We start from the raw sequence: 18,555 nt of genomic DNA, 5'->3' as shown, positions 1-18,555 counted from the left end.
AGTGCTCCGCGCTCATCCGTAGACTGCCCCCATGCGAGTTCTTCTCACCGGCGGGGCCGGATACATCGGTGCCCACACCGCGGTCGAGCTGGTCGCGGCCGGGCACGAAGCGGTGATCTTCGATGATTTCTCCTGTTCCAGCCCGGTCGCCGTCGAGCGCATCAACGAGATCACCGGGACGCAAGTGCCCTTTCGGGAGATCGATGTCGCCGATGCCGAGGCCGTGCGCGCGGGTATCGAGGAGACCGGACCGTTCGACGCGATCATCCACCTGGCCGCCCGCAAAGCGATCGGCGAATCGGTCACCATGCCGCTTGAGTACTACGGCAACAACGTCGGTTCGACGCTGGTGATGCTCGGCGCGATGCGCGACCACGGCATCGGAACCTTCCTGTTCTCCGGTACCGGCACCGTCTACACCCACCAAGAGGATCTTCCGTTCGTGGAGACATCGCGGACCGGTTTGGACCTGCCGAACCCGTACAGCAAGTCGAAGCGGATCTGCGAGGAGATCATGCGCGACTTCGCACTGACCGATCCCGACAAGCAACTGATCGGCCTGCGCTACTTCAATCCGATCGGGGCGCACGAGAGCGGTCTCATCGGCGAGGATCCGCAGGGAATTCCCAACAACCTCATGCCGATCGTCGCACGCGTGGCGGCTGGGATCTTGCCGCAGATGAGTGTGTTCGGGCGGGATTACGACACCCCCGACGGGACCGCGTTACGCGACTACATCCACGTCGTCGACCTCGCTCGTGGCCACCTCGCGGCCATCGAGCACGCCGAGCCGGGCATGCACTTCTACAACTTGGGCACCGGCCGTCCGTCGAGCGTCCTGGAGCTGATCGCGGCATTCGAGGAGGCGTCGGGCCAGGAGATCGTCGCGGTCGACGCGCCGCGCCGTCCCGGCGACGCGCAGGCCACTTACTGTCTGCCCGACCAGGCGGAGGCGAAGCTGCGGTGGCGGACGCAATACGACATCGGTCGGGCGTGTAGGGACTACTGGCGCTGGCAGCAGCGGAACCCGAACGGATATCGGTCCGCCGACGTCGGTTGAGGTGCCCAGTCAGCGCGGGTCAGGTGCCCACTCGGCGGGGTGAGGTGCCACGGGGCGCTCACGGTAAGCCCAGAGCGCTGAGGATGAGGAAGGCCCGCTCGGCGATATCCACTTTCGGTAGGACGGTGACGGTGTAGCCGAGCTGCTCGTAGGCATTGAGCAGACGCCAGTATTCGTCGACTGCCTCGGCAAACTCCAGTTGCCGTTCCTCGTCGCCGACGTAAAGCTCTGGCCAGGGTGGCGTCAGGAACACCTGCTGGTGGTAGCTCTGCAGCTCGTCGATCGAGCACGTGGAGGCGCCCGCGTAGTGGCGTAACGCCGCGTCGGCGTCGACGAGGCCGCGATCGAAGAACGTCCACTGGCTGCCGTCGCGACCGGCTAGATCTGCGCGCGCGACATCGATACAGCGTTGGGCGAAACGAGCAGCGTCCAGCCACGGCAACGCTTGACCGCCGCTATCGAGTTCGTGGCGGACGATTCGTCGGCCCGGCTCGTCAACCGTGGCAAAGCCGCGAGAGGCCAGACGTTCCAGCAAGGTCGATTTGCCACCTCCGGAGCATCCCGACAGAACTACCGCGCGCGACGGTCGTAGCATCTCCACCTCGTTAGCATGATGTGCGGATTGCCTGCGGATTGTCGAGGTACTGGCCTCGAGTCCCAAAAAGGTGCCGGACACCCAAAGTCTGTAGTACCCAACGGCGGGGCGGGTGCCCAGTCGGCATAGGTCAGGTGCCCACTCGGCGGGGGTGAGGTGCCCACTCGGCGGATCGGCGGCGCGTGGGCTTGCAGGCTCAGCTGAGCGGCTTCTCCGTTTTCGCATAAGTCGCCTCGACGCCTGCCTTGCGGGTCCGCCACCACGACTCGTTCTCGCGGTACCAGTCGATCGTCGCCGAGATGCCGCTCGCGAAATCGGTGTAGCGCGGCCGCCAGCCGAGTTCGGTGCGCAGCTTCGTCGAGTCGATCGCGTACCGGCGGTCGTGGCCGGGCCGGTCGGTGACGAAGACGAAATCGTCGCGCGGCTGGCCGAGGAGTTCCAGAATCGTCTCGACGACGGTCCGGTTGTCGGTCTCGCCGTCGGCGCCGATCAGATAGGTCTCGCCGATGCGGCCCCGGTCGATGATGGCCCACACCGCGTCGTTGTGATCGTCGACGTGGATCCAGTCGCGCACATTGCTGCCGTCGCCGTAGACCCTGGGCCGCACCCCGGTCAGCACATTGGTGATCTGGCGCGGGATGAACTTCTCGACGTGCTGGTACGGGCCGTAGTTGTTGGAGCAGTTGGAGATCGTCGCCTCGATGTCGAAGGACCGCACCCAGGCGCGCACCAGAAGGTCGGAGCCGGCCTTGGTCGAGCTGTACGGGCTCGACGGGTTGTAGGCGGTCGACTCGGTGAAACGCGACGGATCGTCGAGTTCGAGATCGCCGTACACCTCGTCGGTGGAGATGTGGTGGAACCGGACCCGGTGCCGCCGGACGGCTTCCAGCAGCGTGAACGTACCGACCAGATTGGTGGTGACGAACGGCGACGGGTCGTTGAGCGAGTTGTCGTTGTGCGACTCGGCCGCGAAGTGCACGACGAGATCGGTCTGCCCGACCAGATCGTCGACCAGCTCGTCGTCGGCGATATCCCCGACGACCAGGCGCACCTGCCCGGCGACCGGTTCCAGCGACGCCGGGTCGGCGGCATAGGTGAGCTTGTCGAGCACGGTGAGCTCGACGTCGTCGCGGGTGGCGAGGGTGCGGAGCACGAAGTTGACGCCGATGAATCCGGCGCCGCCGGTCACCAATACCCGCATGCTTCTCCCACGTCGACTCGGCAGGGTTGCCGCTCAACAGTCTAGTGGGCCGATAGCCTGGGGTGATGCGCGGAATCATCCTGGCCGGAGGTACCGGTACCCGGCTGCACCCGATCACGCAGGGCGTCAGCAAGCAACTGGTTCCGGTCTACGACAAGCCGATGATCTACTACCCGCTGTCGACCTTGATGCTGGCGGGAATCACCGACATCCTCGTCATCACCACCCCGCACGACCGGCCGGCGTTCGAGAACCTGCTGGGCGACGGGTCGCGCTTCGGCATCTCGCTGACCTACGCGGTCCAGCCGTCGCCCGACGGATTGGCGCAGGCCTTCGTCGTCGGCGCCCAGCACATCGGTGACGATTCGGTCGCGTTGGTGTTGGGGGACAACATCTTCTACGGCCCCGGCCTCGGCAGCCGGTTGGCCAGCCGACGCGACATCGTCGGCGGCGCGGTCTTCGCCTACTGGGTGGCCAATCCGGAGGCGTACGGCGTGGTGGAATTCGACGATCAGGGCCGCGCGGTCTCCCTCCAGGAGAAGCCGGACCGACCGCGCTCGAACTTCGCCGTGCCGGGCCTCTACTTCTACGACAACGACGTGATCGAAATCGCGAAGGCGCTGCAGCCGAGCGCCCGAGGCGAATACGAGATCACCGACGTCAACCAGCACTATCTCGATCGCGGCGCGCTGTCGGTGACCGTGCTGCCGCGCGGCACGGCGTGGCTCGACACCGGTACGTTCGATTCCCTGCTCGATGCCGGGAACTTCGTGCGCACCGTGGAGCAGCGCCAGGGTCTCAAGATCGCGGTGCCCGAGGAGATCGCGTGGCGCCAGGGATGGCTGGGCGACGACGATCTGCGCGAGCGCGCGGTGGCGCTGGCGAAGTCGGGCTACGGCGACTATCTGCTGGACCTCCTCGAACGCGGCCCGCATTGATCGAACGGAAAGGCTTCTAGCGCATGGAGATTCGCGAACTGGCGATCGGCGGGGCATGGGAGTTCACCCCCGTCCAGCACGGCGACAGCCGCGGCGTGTTCCTGGAAGCGTTCAAGGCTCCGCTGCTCGCCGAACTACTCGGCCACGACCTCGATCTCGCTCAGGTGAACGTGTCGGTGTCGTCGGCCGGAACCCTGCGCGGCGTCCACTTCGCCGACGTGCCCCCCGGGCAAGCCAAGTACGTCACCTGTGTCGCGGGTGCGGTGCTCGACGTGATCGTCGACATCCGCGTCGGCTCGCCGACGTTCGGTCGCCACGACACCGTGCTGCTCGACGACGTCGATCGGCGCGCGGTGTATCTGAGCGAGGGCCTGGGACACGCGTTCTGCGCGCTGGCGGACGGATCGGTCGTCGCCTACCTGTGTTCGACCGGGTACGACCCGGCAGCCGAGCACGGCGTCAATCCGCTCGACCCCGCGCTGGGCATCGAGTGGCCGACCACCGCGCGCGACGGTACGCCGCTGGCCTACGAGCTCTCCGAGAAGGACACGGCGGCACCGACTTTGGAGCAGGCGGCTGCGACCGGTCTGCTACCGGACCATGACGCGGTGACCGCCTATCTGCGGTCGCGGGCCGCGGGAGACTGAACGCGCCGGGCGCCGCCTATTCGGCGCGCTCCCGCATCCCCGCCCGGACGGTCAGGGCGAACTCGGTCATCGCGGTGATCAGCTCGGCGACATCGTCGGCGCTCGGAGCGCAGTCGGTCCGGTCGAGGGTGTCGCTGATCTGGTCGAAGAGGCCGCCGACGACCGCGACGGCCAGGGATTCCGCGCCGTCGCCGGGCGGGGTGCCGCCGTACTTGCGCCAGATCTCGAGCACGAGCGCAGCGGCCTGTCGACGGTTGGCGCGGCGCTGACGCTCGATCGTGGGTGAGATACCGCTGGCCTGGCCGAAGGTGACCGCCGCGACGCGGGGGTCGTCGACGAGGGCGTGGGCGAAGGCCGAGAGAATCGCCGCGGTCCCTTCCGCCTCGTCGTCGGACGCCTCGCCGAAGGCCGCGGTGACCGTCGCCATGATGGTGCCGGTGTTGCGCTGCAACAGTTCCAGGTAGCAGGCCTCTTTCGTCGAGAAGTGTTCGTAGAAGGCCTTGTTCCCGACGTAGGCGTGTTGGCACAGCGCCTCGATCGCGGTGTTCGCGTATTCGTCGCGGGCGAAGAGTTCCAGGGCGGCGTCGAGAAGTAGATCGCGGCGCTGATCGGCACGTTCGGCGGCGTCGAGTCCTCGGATCCGCCGTCCGCGCGCACGGGCACGGTCGACACGGTTGGCAGTCACAACGAGAGCATATCGCCATTTCCAACAAGAACTCTTGTTGGAAACAAGGATGTGTGTTGTACTTCTCGGAATGCAAACTATGAAGGAGGTCACAGTGGGGGCGTTTCGAGGGGCGTTACGAGTACTCGCCGGCGTGATGCTGGCGATGTGCGTGGTGGTCGTCGCGGCGGCTCCGGGGGCGGCGCGGGGTGCCCCCGGGTTCCCGCGGTCCTTCCCGCACGACCAGAACCAGCTACCCCAACTGCCGCGCGAACCGGACATCTACCGGCAGCTCCCGATACCGACCCCGGACCAGGATCGGTGGTACCGCGAGCCCACCAACCTGGCCAAGTACCGTCCCGGCCAGATCATCCGGTCGCGCGTGGTGCAGACTCGCATCGTCGGAATCCCGTTCCCGGTGTTCACCAAGCAGTTGCTGTACCGGTCGAACAACGTCCGCAAGGAGCCGATCGCGACCGCGACGACCGTGATCGTTCCGGGAATCCCGTGGGTGGGGAGTCCGCGTCCCGTCGTGTCCTTCCAGGAGGCGATCGATGCCACCAACTCGGCGTGCAACCCCTCGCACACCCTCCAGGTGGGCACCTTCAAAGAAGCCGCCCTGGCGCAGTACTGGCTGGCCCAGGGATTCGCCATCAACGTCCCGGACTTCGACGGCCAGTACAACACCTTCAACACCTGGGACGAGGGCTACATGGTCCTCGACAGCCTGCGGGCGCTCAAGAACGACCGGACACTGGGCATGCGCCACTCCGGGTTCGCGCTCTACGGGTATTCCGGCGGCGGATCGGGCTCGATGCGAGCGGCAGCGCTGCGCAAGTCTTATGCACCGGACGTGCGCATATTGGGCACCGCGGCAGGAGGAATGCCGGCGGATCTGGTGGCGCAGGCCAGGTATGCGACCCCGCATCAGCCGGGCGTCACCGGCATCAGCAACTTCACGATGTGGCTCGGCTTCGCCGGACTGTCCCGGTCCTACCCGGAGGTATTCGACGCGAAGAAGCTGCTGACGCGGGACGGGCAGCGGATCGTCGCGGACATGCAGAGCCGATGCGTGTACACCGCGGCGATGACCGGCATGTGGCGGCCCATCAAGGAGTACTTCAAGCCCGGGATGAGTCTGGAGACAACGCCGGAGGTCATGCGGGTCCTGCGCGAGATCAGCCTGGACAAACATGTCCCGGACAGTCCGCTGCTGTGGTTCCACGGCATCTGGGACGAGTTGATCCCCGCATCGGTGGTCGTTCCGACCGCCAAGAAGTACTGGCGGCAGGGGGCTGATCTGCGCTTCATCACCTCGCCGTTGCCCGAGCACATCGTCAACGCTGCGGTCGATTGGTTCCCGGCGCAGGCCTGGGTGAGCGCGGTGCTGCGCGGGCTCTCGCCGGGACCGCGGTTCATGCTGGACTACCCGGCACCGTTGCCGCCCGGATTCCCGGGTGCCTGATGTCGACGGCGGCAACGATGCTCCGGCGGAAACTGGGCTCCCTCGGGACGACGGCCCGACAGGTCGCGGTGATGCAGCGCTCCGGGCTGATCGACCTGCGACGGCCGGATCTGATCTGGTACGCGGCTCGAGGTACGCGCCGGCTCGGGCCGATCGCCGGAGCCGTCCGCCTCTCGGCGCGGCGGTGCCCGGACCGCGTGGCGGTCATCGACGGCGAAACCCGAGTGACCTACCGCGAGCTGCACGCGAAGACCGATGCGATCGCGAGCGCCTGGGTTGCCGAGGGCGTCACCGACCGGTCGACGGTCGCCGTGTTGTGCCGCGATCACCTCGGACTCGTCGAGGCGATGATCGCGGCGGCGAAACTCGGCAGTCGGCTGGTGCTGATGAACACCGGATTCGCGGGTGCGCAGCTGGCCGACGTCGCCCGGCGCGAAGGCATAGACGCCGTCGTGGCCGACGACGAGTTTGCCGAGAGCGTCTCGCTGCTGCCTGATTCGGTGCGGCGCCTCGATCCGTCCGCGAATCGTGCGGATAAGCCCGCGCCGTCGCTGCCGCGCCAACAGGGCGGGTTCGTGATCCTGACCGGCGGAACGACCGGCACCCCGAAAGGCGTGCCGCGCCGGGTCCGTTCGCCGCTCGCGGCGGCGCAGTTCCTCGACCGGGTGCCGTTGCGCCCGGGCGGCGTGACGCTGCTGTGCGCGCCTTTGTTCCACGGCACGGCGCTCTCGCAGTTCATCCTGTCGCTCAATCTGGGATGCACCAACGTGCTGCACGGCAGATTCGACGCGGCACGGGCGCTCACCCAGGTCGACGAGCACCGCGTCACCGCGATGGTGGTCGTGCCGACCATGCTGCGGCGCATTCTCGACCTCGGCGCCGACGTGCTGGCCGCTCATCGCACCGACAGCCTGCGGGTCGTCTTCTCGGCCGGCGCCGCCCTGCCGCCCGCGTTGGGCACGAGGGCCGTCGAGGCATTCGGCCCGACGCTGTACAACTTCTACGGCTGCACCGAGACCGGAACCGCGACGATCGCGACGCCGGACGACTGGTTGGCGGCGCCGGGTACCGTCGGTCGGCCACCGGTGGGAATCACGGTGCGGCTGTACGGAGACGACGGACACCCGGTGACCGCGCCGAACAGCAAGGGCACCGTCCACGTCGGCAACCCGATCGCGTTCCAGGGGTACTCCGGCGGCGGCAACAAGGACGTTGTCGACGGCTTGATGAGCACCGGCGACGTCGGGCACTGGGATGCGGCCGGGCGCCTGTTCATCGACGGTCGCGCCGACGACATGATCGTCTCCGGCGGTGAGAACGTGTTTCCCGGCGAAGTCGAGAACCTGCTCAACGAACACCCGGCCATCGCGGAGGTCGCCGTGGTCGGCGTGCCCGACGACGAGTTCGGCGAGCGGCTGGCCGCTTTCGTCGTCTCGCGCGACGAGCTGACCGCCGACGAGGTGCGTCGCCACGTCCGCGATCGCCTGGCCAGGTTCAAGGTGCCGAGGGACGTCCACTTCGTCGACGAGTTGCCACGCACGGCGACCGGAAAGATCGCTACCGCGGTGCTGTCCGACATGGCCGGGCGGCGATGAATCCGCTGCGGGACCGGACATAACGGTCAAAGTTTGAGATTTCAAGTAGTTGGCCGTGATCGGGGCGTACTGTTCGCCTACCCGTGATGGCGCCCGGTCGTCGCGGAATCGGCGAGGAGGGTGCCCCATGTTGCGAGCCGCGGTGACGGTTTGCGTGGCGGTCGGCGTGACGCTGGCGGTCGGTGGATGCGCGTCGGACGACGGTGCGCAGTACCAGGCGCAGTTGAGTTCGGTCCAGGCGCAGGAGTCGGCGGCGACGGAGAACGAGAAGTTCGCCGTCGAAACGGTGACGGCCGACCAGCACATCAACACGGTGCGAGGCGCGGCGCGGATGTCGGAGTTCGACGCTATCGGTGCACGCGCGTGCCCGGGGTCGGTGCTCGGCAATCGGCTGAAGAAGATCAAGGCCGAGGGCAAGATCGACAGCTTCGCCTATGCGCCGAAGAAGCGAACGGAGATCATCGGCGGCTACTCCGAGGCGAACCCGAACCAGGTCATCGTCGTGTTCCGCAACACCGATCCGGGGTCGCCCGCGCAACAGAAGGCGCAAGCCATCGCGATCCGCGTCAAACTCGGGACCGACGCCGGCAAGAAGTGTGTCAACGAGATGGAGCGTGTGTGATGACCGCGGACCGGAAGCCCGCACTCCGGGTGAAGGCGTCGGCCACGGCTCGTTCGGCGATGCTCGCCGCGCTGGTCCTCGGGGCGTCGACAGCGTTGTTGACCTCGGGCTGTTCGTCGGACGACGGTGCCCAGCACCAGGCACAGCTGAGTTCGGTGCAGGCCGCGCAATCGGCGGCGGACGCCAGAGTCGCCTCGGCGAGGCAATACGCTCAGGACCTCGGGCCGATCTACGCCGCCCCGCCCGGCGCGGAGCGGACGAAATGGTTCGACAAGGCGATGGGAATGTCGTGCCCGGGTTCGCCCGCGGCCAAGGAATATCAGAAGTCGAAGGACGCCGGCTGGCTGGAACGGGTGCAGTACGTCCCGGGCAGCCGCACCGAAGTCGTCGGCGCGTTCCAGGACAAAGCGCCGGCCGACGTCATCATCGTCGCCAAGACAATCATGGGCAACCAGTCCGTGTCCGGGACTCAGCAGCAAGCGAAGGTCTACTCGACGGTCAGCCGGGTGACGATCGGTGAGAACGCGGGCAAGGCCTGCGTCAGCAAGGTCGAGTACCTGTAGTCACCCGAGCGGGAACGGCGGCAACTCGGGCGCGTGCAGCCACGCGCGCCACAGGTCGGTGAGCGCTTCGTTCGAGTGATCGGCGGCCAGCGTCGTGAAATCCTCGGTGCTGACCGAGCCGTACCGGTGCTTCTCGGTCCAATGCCGCAGCAGGGCGAAGAAGGCGTCGTCGCCGATCCGCAGGCGCAACGCGTGCAGGGTCAGGGCTCCGCGCTTGTACACCCAGTCGTCGAACATGTGGTCCGGGCCGGGGTCGGCGAGTGGGCGCGAGATCGGCGTCGCCGCGAGTTTCGCGTAGTAGTGCTCGGCCCATTGGGCGGCCGTCCGCCCTCCGCTGCGCTCGCTCCACAGCCACTCGGCGTAGCACGCGAAGCCTTCGTGCAACCAGATGTCGCGCCAGCGCGACAACGTGACCGAATTGCCGAACCACTGGTGGGCCAATTCGTGGGCGACGAGGCGTTCGGCGTCGCTGGCCGGCTCGCAGTGGTTGGCGCCGAAGGTCGAGAATCCCTGTGCCTCCAAGGGGATCTCGAGCGGATCCTCGGTGACGACGGCGGTGTAGCGCGGAAAGGGATACGGCCCGAACATCTCGGTGAACACGGCCAGCATCTCGACCTGGGGGGCGAACCGCGCTTTGGCCGCCAGCCGTAGCGACCGTGGGGCGACCAGGTCCACCGGCACCGGTGTGGTCGCCAGCTTCACCGTCTCGTATCGGCCGATCTGGATCGACGCCAGGTAGGTGGTCATCGGCTCGGCCTGCTCGAAGACCCACGTCGTCTGCGCGGCCTTGGTGCGCTTCTCCGCCAGCACCCCGTTGGCGACGACGTGAAACGGCGAATCGGTGGTGATCGCGATGCGGTAGCTCGCCTTGGAGATCGGATGGTCGTCGCACGGAAACCACGACGGTGCGCCGTTGGGCTGATTGGCACACAGGGATCCGGAATCGAGTTCCTCCCACCCGACCTCGCCCCACCGGCCGCGGATCGGCCGCGGATTGCCCGCGTACCGCACGACGATGGACAGTGCGCCGCCCGGCGGGACGGGCGTGGTCAGCGTGACGGCGAGCTTGCCGCGCCGGTGCGTGTAGCGAAGCCGTTCGCCGTTGACGGCGACGCGCGCGACGGTCATCGACGTCGCCAGATCCAGTTGCAGGCGCTTCAGGTGGGAGCTGGCAGTCGCGGTGATGGTGGCGACGCCGCTCAGGCGGTTCGCGGTGACCTTGTACTGAAGCGCCAGGTCGTAGCGCGACACCCGGTAGCCCAGGTTGCCGTTGTCCGGCAGGTAGTCGTCGATGATGTCGGCCGGGTTGCCCAGGACCGGCGATAGGCGCGCAATGCGTCCTGATTTCCCGGGCAAGTGGCGCGCTCCTTCAGCGTGTCCGCGTAGTGCGAAGGTGTCGGCTCCGCGGGCCCCAGGCTACCCCGCGAAGCGGTCGTCGGCCGGGTTTGGCAGACGGTCGGGCTGCAGGATTACCCGGGAAGGTCGGCGGCCCGGCGCCGGTCCACCCACACGACCCCCGCGGCGACGGCCGTGAAGACGACGGCGATGGCCAGCACATACACCGCGACGCTGGGATAGCCGCCCGGACCGTGCGGGTCGAGGAATGGATAGGGATACCACCAGTCGTCGCCGGTCGCCGGATTGGTCGTCAGCGGTCCGCGCACCAGCGTGTAGACGACCCACGCGATCGGGAAGCCGATGACGAGCAGAATGGTCTTCCACCCCAGCCGGCGGCGTGGCGGCCCGACGACCAGGTCGACGACCAGGAACGCCGGGCCGATCAGATGGAGGACCTCGTTGGACCAGGGGACCGCTTCACTGCCCTGGGGGAGTTCGACGTTCCGAAGCAGCGTGTTGTAAACGATGCCGGTCACGGCCATGTACGTGGTCACGCAGGCGAGCGCGACGGCGAGAGAACGGGGCTGGGAGTCGTTGCGGCCGCGAGTGAACCACCAGATCGCCGCCCAGGCGAGCACGGTCGCGGCCGAGAGGTTCGACAGGATCGTGAAGAAGCTGAAGAAGTTGGCTACCGTCGTGCCGACGTCGCGGCCGAGCGCCGCCGCGGAGTCGGTCGACTTCACGAACTGTGCGACGATCGCGGCGAGAATCACCGCCGCCATGACGATGCGGAGGCCGTTCCAAATCGCCGGAGCGCGGTTTCCTGACAAGGCCTGCTCCTCGACGTCGAGCGAACTTCGGTGGGGTGATATCCGGGTGAACGCGCCCGTGCGGGATGACATTACCTGGCACGCTGGTTGATAGCCGGTAGACCGACGACGATCCGGCCCGACGAGAGGACTTGTCATGACTTTCCTGCGGACCCCCGCGCTGCTGATCGCGCGGATCATCTTGGGTGTCATCTTCATCGCCCACGGCTGGCAGAAGTTCACCAACGGACTCGACGCGACGGCGCAGGGTTTCGACGGGATGGGCGTGCCCGCACCGAAGCTGTCCGCCTTCTTCACCACCTGGCTGGAGCTCATCGGCGGTGTCGCGCTGATTCTCGGTGTTCTCCTGCCGCTCTTCGGGACCCTGCTCGCCCTGACCATGTTCGGCGCCGCCTACTTCGCGCACTGGGACAACGGATTCTGGGCCGGCGACAAGGGCTACGAGTACGTCATCGCACTGGCCGCCGGCGTGCTGGCCGTCGGATTCGCCAACGCCGGGGTGGTGTCCATCGACCACTACCTGTTCCGGCGGGTGGGCCGGCGCGATTCGACGGTGGTCGTCGAAGAGGGGTAGCCGCGCGGCTCAACGCCCCAGGCATTAGGGTGCCCTAAGAGACTCGTTGAGAGAGGGCACCCCATGACCAACCTGCGCACGGTGACGCAGCTCCTGTTCCGCGTCACGCTCGGCGTGGTGTTCTTCCTGCACGGCTGGGAGAAGCTGTCCATCAAGGGCGTGGACAAGACGGCGCAGATGTTCGACAAGCACCTGGGGATTCCGTTCCCGACCGTCGCAGCGCATTTCGCGACATGGGCCGAGATCCTCGGTGGGATCGCGTTGATCCTGGGTGTGTTGCTGCCCTACGTCGGGGTGGTTCTCGCGGCCACGATGGTCGGAGCCGGCTACTACGGGCACCACGAGAACGGATTCTGGATCCAGCAGAACGGCTGGGAGTTCAACCTGGTGCTTGCCGTCGCGGTGCTGGCCGTCGGCTTTGCCGCGCCCGGCGTGCTCTCGCTCGACCACTACCTGCGCGAGCGGCGCCGAGGCGAACGTCCGGTCGCGGTCGACGCCGCCTGATTCCCTCGGGCGAGCTACGTGGCACGGGGTCCGCGGGTTTCGTCGCGAAACTCACTTGGAGTCATCCCGAACCAGCGTCGGCAAGATCGGGTGAGAACGCTCTGTTCGGAGTAGCCGAGTTCGTGGCACAGGTGGCCGAGGTCCATATCCGTCGTCGCGAGCAGGCGTCTAGCGGCCTCACGTCGGGCTTCATCGACGACCGTGCTGAAAGACGTGTTTTCGGCAGCGAGGAGCCGTTGCAGCGCTCGGGGGTGGAGTTCGAGGTGGCCGGCAAGGTCGTCCAGTCCGATCACTCCTGACGGCATCAACTGCCGGACGAGGGTGCTCACCGTGCTCCGCATGGACGACCGATCCTCGGTCACCATTGCCGCGAGGTATTCGACGGCGGTTTGATGGGCCAACGCGTCGGCGGGCAGACGACTCAGCATATCGCTGGGTCGGAGGGTGAACCCGGCCACCGACTCGGCGAATTTGGGTGGGCATCCGAAGTACGTCGCGTACGTATCGGCCGGGGTGAGCGGGAGATGCGGAATATGCACCGCGACGGGGCGGTAGCGGCGTCCCAGGAAGGAGCGGAGCAGCTTGAGTACGACGCCGAGTGACAATTCCAGCGCCTGCATCCGCGGTGCCGGTGCCAGCAGGTATTCGAACTCGAACCGATGGAATCGGGGATCGTCGTGAGCGACGACATGCGCGCGTATCGAGGGGCTGTAAGCCGCCATGAACTTGTCGAATATCGCGAATGCTTCACCGACGGTGGCCGCGTTGCGGCCGGCCAGCCCGACCGGTCCGAGGATCTCGATGCCCTGGCGAGTCGCCAGCCTACGTCCCAGGTCGGGCGTGTTGAGCGCTGCCGCGGCGTTCTCAAGCATGCGTGCGCCGCGCGGCAGTGAGATGAACCGATCATGGCGCCCGACGTCATCGAAAGGGAGTCGTACCGAGGTGGTGAATCGCCGGCTATCGCCGCCCAGTTCGGTGACGAGTTCATGAAAGCCCGTCAGGGCGGTACCGCGGATCAACGGCATGGCGCCAAGTGTCAAGTTCCTGTCATCGATTGTCAAGACGGAAGCGCGTGGCCCGGCTAATGTTCAGTATCCAGCCGGGGGTGCTTCGGTCCACCGACATGTCATCTGAGAGTCGAGGAGCAAAGTGATGTCGACGAATACCGGTGGGCTCGTGGCCCCCGTCCTGCCCGACGGCGGCGTGCTGCCTTTCCCGCCGGTTCCCTCGGGAAGTGTCGCGGGCCGGACCCTGCAGGAATCCACCTATAACCCGCGTGTTGCACCCGAGCGGCTCCACCAGGATGCGCCGAACATCGTGCTGGTCCTAGTCGACGACGCGGGGCCGGGCTTGCCGTCGACCTTCGGTGGTGAGGTGACGACCTCCACGTTGGACCGGATCTGTGCCGAGGGGGTCACCTACAACAGGTTTCACACCACCGCGATGTGCTCCCCTACGCGAGCGTCGTTGCTTACGGGCCGGAATCACCACGAAATCGGCAACGGTCAGATTGCCGAGCTGGCCAATGACTGGGACGGCTATGCGGGGAAGATTCCCAGGTCGAGCGCCACCATCGCCGAGGTGCTCAAGCAGTACGGGTATGCGACATCGGCATTCGGAAAATGGCACAACACTCCGGCGGAAGAGACGACGGCCGCCGGTCCCTTCGAGAACTGGCCGACGGGACTCGGCTTCGAGTACTTCTACGGGTTCCTCGCAGGCGAGGCGTCGCAATACGAGCCCAACCTCGTCCGCAACACGACCGTGGTCCTGCCACCGAAAACACCCGAGGAGGGATATCACCTCTCTGAAGACCTGGCTGATGACGCGATCTCCTGGCTGCACCGGCATAAGGCGTTCAACGGCGACAAGCCCTTCTTCATGTATTGGGCCAGCGGTGCTATTCACGGTCCGCATCACGTTATGAAGGAATGGGCTGACAAGTACGCGGGCAAGTTCGACGACGGCTGGGATGCGTATCGCGAGCGCGTGTTCGCGAAGGCCAAGGAGAAGGGGTGGATTCCCCAGAGCTGCGAATTGACCGAGCGGGACCCGCAACTCGCCGCGTGGGACGATATTCCTGAAGACGAGAAGCCGTTCCAGCGCCGCCTCATGGAGGTGGCCGCCGGCTACGGCGAGCACGTCGACACGCAGATCGGCCGGCTTGTCGATGAACTCGAGGACATGGGGTATGCCGATAACACGATCTTCATCTACATCTGGGGCGACAACGGATCGTCCGGTGAGGGGCAGAACGGCACGATCTCCGAACTGCTTGCGCAGAACGGGATTCCGACGACCGTCCGTCAGCACATCGACGCGCTCGACGAACTGGGCGGCCTCGACGTCCTCGGCTCGCCACTGGTAGACAACCAGTACCACGCGGCGTGGGCGTGGGCGGGTTCCACGCCGTACAAGGGAATGAAGCTGATGGCTTCCCACCTTGGTGGCACGCGGAACCCGATGGCCATCCGGTGGCCAACGAAGGTCGCCGCCGATCCGCAACCGCGCGACCAGTTCCTGCATTGCAATGATGTGGTACCGACTCTCTACGAGATTCTGGGGATCAAGCCGCCGGACGTTGTCAACGGCGAGCCGCAGATGGATATCGCTGGCGCGAGCTTCGCGCGCACTCTCGTGGACCGCGACGCTCCCGGCGGCAAGAGCACGCAGTACTTCGAGATCATGGGCAGCCGCAGCGTTTACCACGATGGCTGGCTCGCCAGCGCCGTGGGTCCGCGTCTGCCATGGCTTACGGGTACTCCACCCGGGATCGCGACGTGGACCCCGGACAACGACAAGTGGGAGTTGTACAACCTCGACGAGGATTGGTCGCAGGCGCACGATCTGGCCGAGAAGATGCCGGAGAAACTGGCGCAGATGCGAGAGATGTTCGCGATCGAGGCAGCTCGCAACTCAGTGCTACCGGTTGGCGGCGGGCTGTGGGTTCCCGTCTATCACCCTGAGCTGCGGATTGCGCCGCCGTACTCGGAGTGGGAGTTTGCCGGCGACATGATTCGGATGCCCGAGTTCTGCGCGCCCAAGCTGGGCACGCGCGGCAACGTGGTGACGATCACGCTAGCTGACACGCCCGATGACGCGAGCGGGGTGCTCTATGCGCTCGGATCGGGGGCGGGCGGATTGACCTGTTACCTCGACGAGGGGTATCTCACCTACGAGTTCAATCTCTTCCTCATCCAGCGAACCAAGATCCGCTCGGACAAGCCCATTCCGGCCGGGGCGGAAACGATCACCGTTACCACGCGCGCTGCGAGCGAACAGCCGGCTGGGCCGCTCGATATCGTCGTAGAGGTCGACGGCGAAACAGTCGCCCAGGGGACGGTTCCAGTGAGCGTGCCACTGCTGTTCACTGCCAACGACTGTCTCGACATCGGTCAGTGCCTGGGTTCGCCGGTCTCGCTCGACTATCGAGAACGTGCACCGTTCCCCTTCACGGGCACGATCGGCGGGGTACACGTTGCCTACACGTGATGAGGTGCCGCTGCGCGCGTTGGAGACACCGCGCGCAGCGGCGCTGGCGGGCGTCGTGTTCGCCTTGCTGTTCGGCGTTGCCCTCTCTCTGGTGCACTTGTCAATGCCGGGGGGCTTCGACCAAGATGCGGAGGAGTTCGTCGCACCGCAGGGGCGACTGACTCTGGCGGTCGCCCTGATGCCTTTCGCCGGCATCGCCTACCTATGGTTCGTCGCGGTCGTGCGCGACGGCTTCGGTCAGGTCGAGGACCGCTTCTACAGTACGGTCTTCATGGCCAGTTCACTCCTGTTCCTAGCGATGATCTTTGTCGCCGTGGCGGTGGCGGCAGGATTGGGAAACGTGTCGGGCGACGAACCGGAGTCGGCGCAACAGGCGGTTGTCGAGTTCGGTTCGGGCATCGTCGGCTCGGCAGGCGGCACATTCGCGCTGCGGATGGCGGCGGTCTCGATGATGTCTCTCGCGACGATTTGGCTCAAGTCGGGAGTCATGCAGCGATGGTTGGTCATTGTGAGCTATGCCACGGCCGTGATCCTGCTGGTCGCCAGCAACCTATCGGTGTGGATCAGTCTGCTGTATCCGGTGTGGGCGCTGATTATCAGCCTATCGATCTTGTTCACCGCCTTCGCCGAGCGCGACGACGAGGACCCAGTGGCCGGAGGCGTTCGTGGCTGAGCACGATGCCAAGCCGCAGCTGGACGCAAACACGCGGCTAGCGGTCCAGCGCACGCTGCTGGCGCTCGAGCGCACGACAATGGCGTGGACGCGGACCAGCACTTCCCTCATCGCCTTCGGTTTCACGATCTACCAGTTTCTCCAGCATCGGGTCGATGAGCATTACCGCACGGTGGCAAGTCCGTGGTCGGTCGGCATGTTGATGATCGGGGCCGGGTTGGTTTGTCTGGTCCTCGCGGTCTATCAAGAGCGCCGCGAACTCGCGGTGTTGCGCAAGGAAGATCCGGGTGTGCGTCGCACGCTGACGACACCTCTCGTCACAGCGATAGCGATCCTCGGCATCGCCGCCTTCGTCACGGTCGGTTGGCGCGTGTAGTGGCGAAGACGACTCCGTTCAACTGGGCATATGTGGCGATCGTTAGCAGGGTGTAGAAGGAGTCTTGAGAGTGCATGAGAATAGGATGCCAACAGATATTGAGAATATCGCGAAAGAGGCCTATCTATACGGCTTCCCGATGGTCGATATGTACCGAATCATGTACTCGTACTTCGTGGACTCGGAGAACCCGCTGTACTTGGGCGAGTGGAACAAGATTCACAGTATCGCTCGGGTGTTTACCCCTAAAGACACCGCCGTGCAGACTCCGAACTCCGATACCCCGTACTCGACAATGGGCGTCGACCTGCGGACCGAGCCGCTGGTGCTGACCATCCCCAAGATCGAGGAGGGGCGGTACTTCTCGGTGTCATTCATTGATCAGTACACCTACGACTACGCGCTCCTGGGCACGCGCACCAGCGGCAACGACGGTGGCAAGTACTTACTGGTCGGACCCGGGTGGAATGGGGAGAGACCAGCCGGCATCGACCAGGTCATCAAGTCCGACACCGAACTCGGTCTGGTTCTCTTCCGCACGCAGTTGTTCAATCCGCAGGATCTCGACAATGTGGAGAAGATCCAGCAGGGTTATTCGGTAGAGCCACTGTCTTCTTATGAGAAGGAGATTTCGCCGATCTCGGCGCCGTCGATCGACTTCATGCAACCTCTTACTCCTGAAGCCGAAAGAACATCGATCGACTTTTTCGAACTGATGAACTTCATACTCGGGTTCACGCCAGTGCTATCGCGCGATAGCGAAGCTCGGACTCGCTTCGCTGAGATCGGCATCAGTGGTGACGCCGAATTAGACCCCGCGGCGCTGAACGAGCGGACGACAGCGGCGTTCCTGGTCGGAATGAAAGACGGCCAGACGGAAGTGGATGAGTTCCTGAAGAACGAGCTAGCCACCGGGGACGTTAGATCGGGGGAGTTGTTCGGCACCGCTGAACAACTGAAGGGGAATTACCTTTACCGCGCCGCCGGTGCCCAGTTCGGCATCCTGGGTCTGCCGGGCGCCGAGGCCTTGTACTTCCCGCTGAAGATCGATGACAAGAGCGCACCACTTAGCGGGGCGAGCGGCGCCAAGTACACTCTGACTTTTCCCGCGGGGCAGTTGCCGCCGGTGAATGCGTTCTGGTCGGTCACTATGTACAAGATGCCGGAGAGCCTGCTGGTCGAGAACCCGATTAACCGATACCTGATTAATTCCCCGATGCTCGACACGTTGAAGAAGGACCCGGATGGGGGGCTAACGATCTATCTACAAAGTACGTCGCCGGGCGGGGAGCGGGAGTCGAATTGGCTACCGGCGCCAGATGGGCCGTTCGACATGGTAATGCGGCTCTACTGGCCAAAGCCCGAGGTAACTGACGGCAAGTGGACCGCCCCAAATGTGATGAAGGTAGGAGACTGAC

At 65.6% G+C, this 18,555-nt stretch carries 19 protein-coding genes; 13 read left to right on the top strand and 6 right to left on the bottom strand.

The genetic code is table 11. The features are described from left to right. Positions 1 to 31: 31 nt before the first annotated feature. The gene (gene galE / locus GOARA_RS02065) at positions 32 to 1,060 is read left to right on the top strand and encodes a UDP-glucose 4-epimerase GalE (RefSeq protein ID WP_007320623.1); all 1,029 of its coding nucleotides are present in this window, start codon (positions 32 to 34) and stop codon (positions 1,058 to 1,060) included. Between the two features lie 58 nt (positions 1,061 to 1,118). Here the strand turns inward: galE and GOARA_RS02060 are convergent, their stop codons facing one another. Together GOARA_RS02060 and rfbB are read right to left on the bottom strand one after the other, a co-directional pair. After that, entirely contained in the window at positions 1,119 to 1,736 is a 618-nt protein-coding gene (locus GOARA_RS02060) for an AAA family ATPase (protein ID WP_245548331.1), read from the bottom strand. A 115-nt stretch (positions 1,737 to 1,851) separates the two neighbouring features. Continuing rightward, positions 1,852 to 2,856, bottom strand: coding sequence for a dTDP-glucose 4,6-dehydratase (gene rfbB, locus GOARA_RS02055; protein WP_007320621.1), 1,005 nt, complete (start codon positions 2,854 to 2,856; stop codon positions 1,852 to 1,854). Positions 2,857 to 2,921: 65 nt separating this feature from the next. Between rfbB and rfbA the strand changes: the two genes are divergently transcribed. Together rfbA and GOARA_RS02045 are read left to right on the top strand one after the other, a co-directional pair. Continuing rightward, positions 2,922 to 3,794: a glucose-1-phosphate thymidylyltransferase RfbA gene (gene rfbA / locus GOARA_RS02050; RefSeq protein WP_007320620.1), complete on the top strand. Its 873-nt coding sequence runs from the start codon at positions 2,922 to 2,924 to the stop codon at positions 3,792 to 3,794. Between the two features lie 23 nt (positions 3,795 to 3,817). Continuing rightward, on the top strand, positions 3,818 to 4,441 hold the full coding sequence (locus GOARA_RS02045) for a dTDP-4-dehydrorhamnose 3,5-epimerase family protein (RefSeq protein WP_007320619.1): 624 nt from the start codon (positions 3,818 to 3,820) through the stop codon (positions 4,439 to 4,441). 16 nt (positions 4,442 to 4,457) lie between these two features. On the opposite strand, the gene GOARA_RS02040 is transcribed toward GOARA_RS02045, so the two are convergent. Then, entirely contained in the window at positions 4,458 to 5,126 is a 669-nt protein-coding gene (locus tag GOARA_RS02040) for a TetR/AcrR family transcriptional regulator (protein WP_007320618.1), read from the bottom strand. Between the two features lie 136 nt (positions 5,127 to 5,262). Between GOARA_RS02040 and GOARA_RS02035 the strand changes: the two genes are divergently transcribed. The 4 genes from GOARA_RS02035 (at position 5,263) to GOARA_RS02020 (ending at position 9,350) form a co-directional block, all read left to right on the top strand. Next, positions 5,263 to 6,570 (top strand): lipase family protein, encoded by a 1,308-nt coding sequence (locus tag GOARA_RS02035; protein WP_040521427.1) that lies wholly within the window; start codon positions 5,263 to 5,265, stop codon positions 6,568 to 6,570. A gap of 71 nt (positions 6,571 to 6,641) precedes the next feature. Continuing rightward, the gene (locus GOARA_RS02030; RefSeq protein WP_007320616.1) at positions 6,642 to 8,165 is read left to right on the top strand and encodes an AMP-binding protein; all 1,524 of its coding nucleotides are present in this window, start codon (positions 6,642 to 6,644) and stop codon (positions 8,163 to 8,165) included. A 127-nt stretch (positions 8,166 to 8,292) separates the two neighbouring features. Continuing rightward, positions 8,293 to 8,787, top strand: coding sequence for a hypothetical protein (locus GOARA_RS02025; protein WP_007320615.1), 495 nt, complete (start codon positions 8,293 to 8,295; stop codon positions 8,785 to 8,787). After that, entirely contained in the window at positions 8,787 to 9,350 is a 564-nt protein-coding gene (locus GOARA_RS02020) for a flagellar basal body-associated FliL family protein (RefSeq protein ID WP_007320614.1), read from the top strand. Before GOARA_RS02025 ends, GOARA_RS02020 begins: the two co-directional genes overlap by 1 nt. On the opposite strand, the gene GOARA_RS02015 is transcribed toward GOARA_RS02020, so the two are convergent. Further along, positions 9,351 to 10,706, bottom strand: a complete 1,356-nt coding sequence (locus GOARA_RS02015) for a M1 family metallopeptidase (protein WP_007320613.1) — start codon at positions 10,704 to 10,706, stop codon at positions 9,351 to 9,353. Between the two features lie 113 nt (positions 10,707 to 10,819). Then, positions 10,820 to 11,518: a Pr6Pr family membrane protein gene (locus GOARA_RS02010; RefSeq protein WP_007320612.1), complete on the bottom strand. Its 699-nt coding sequence runs from the start codon at positions 11,516 to 11,518 to the stop codon at positions 10,820 to 10,822. Between the two features lie 136 nt (positions 11,519 to 11,654). Between GOARA_RS02010 and GOARA_RS02005 the strand changes: the two genes are divergently transcribed. Next, positions 11,655 to 12,092 carry a DoxX family protein gene (locus GOARA_RS02005; protein WP_007320611.1) on the top strand — a complete coding sequence of 146 codons (438 nt, stop codon included), beginning with the start codon at positions 11,655 to 11,657 and terminating at the stop codon, positions 12,090 to 12,092. A gap of 63 nt (positions 12,093 to 12,155) precedes the next feature. Continuing rightward, complete coding sequence (locus tag GOARA_RS02000; RefSeq protein ID WP_007320610.1) at positions 12,156 to 12,596, top strand: DoxX family protein; 441 nt, start codon at positions 12,156 to 12,158, stop codon at positions 12,594 to 12,596. Between the two features lie 14 nt (positions 12,597 to 12,610). Here the strand turns inward: GOARA_RS02000 and GOARA_RS01995 are convergent, their stop codons facing one another. Then, positions 12,611 to 13,621 (bottom strand): AraC family transcriptional regulator, encoded by a 1,011-nt coding sequence (locus GOARA_RS01995; RefSeq protein WP_040521426.1) that lies wholly within the window; start codon positions 13,619 to 13,621, stop codon positions 12,611 to 12,613. A 127-nt stretch (positions 13,622 to 13,748) separates the two neighbouring features. Between GOARA_RS01995 and GOARA_RS01990 the strand changes: the two genes are divergently transcribed. The 4 genes from GOARA_RS01990 (at position 13,749) to GOARA_RS01975 (ending at position 18,554) form a co-directional block, all read left to right on the top strand. Next, positions 13,749 to 16,088: an arylsulfatase gene (locus tag GOARA_RS01990; protein WP_007320607.1), complete on the top strand. Its 2,340-nt coding sequence runs from the start codon at positions 13,749 to 13,751 to the stop codon at positions 16,086 to 16,088. 4 nt (positions 16,089 to 16,092) lie between these two features. Beyond that, a complete protein-coding gene (locus tag GOARA_RS01985) occupies positions 16,093 to 16,761 on the top strand; it encodes a hypothetical protein (protein WP_007320606.1) in 669 nt (222 codons plus the stop codon). Further along, the gene (locus GOARA_RS01980) at positions 16,754 to 17,137 is read left to right on the top strand and encodes a YidH family protein (RefSeq protein WP_007320605.1); all 384 of its coding nucleotides are present in this window, start codon (positions 16,754 to 16,756) and stop codon (positions 17,135 to 17,137) included. Before GOARA_RS01985 ends, GOARA_RS01980 begins: the two co-directional genes overlap by 8 nt. An 85-nt stretch (positions 17,138 to 17,222) precedes the next feature. Next, a complete protein-coding gene (locus tag GOARA_RS01975) occupies positions 17,223 to 18,554 on the top strand; it encodes a DUF1254 domain-containing protein (RefSeq protein ID WP_083834747.1) in 1,332 nt (443 codons plus the stop codon). Position 18,555 lies beyond the last annotated feature (1 nt).

This window comes from Gordonia araii NBRC 100433 (genome assembly GCF_000241265.1).
GTDB classification, from domain to species: Bacteria; Actinomycetota; Actinomycetes; order Mycobacteriales; family Mycobacteriaceae; genus Gordonia; species Gordonia araii.
The sequence above is the reverse complement of the archived record's forward strand: the minus strand, read 5'-3'. Positions and strand labels throughout refer to the sequence as shown.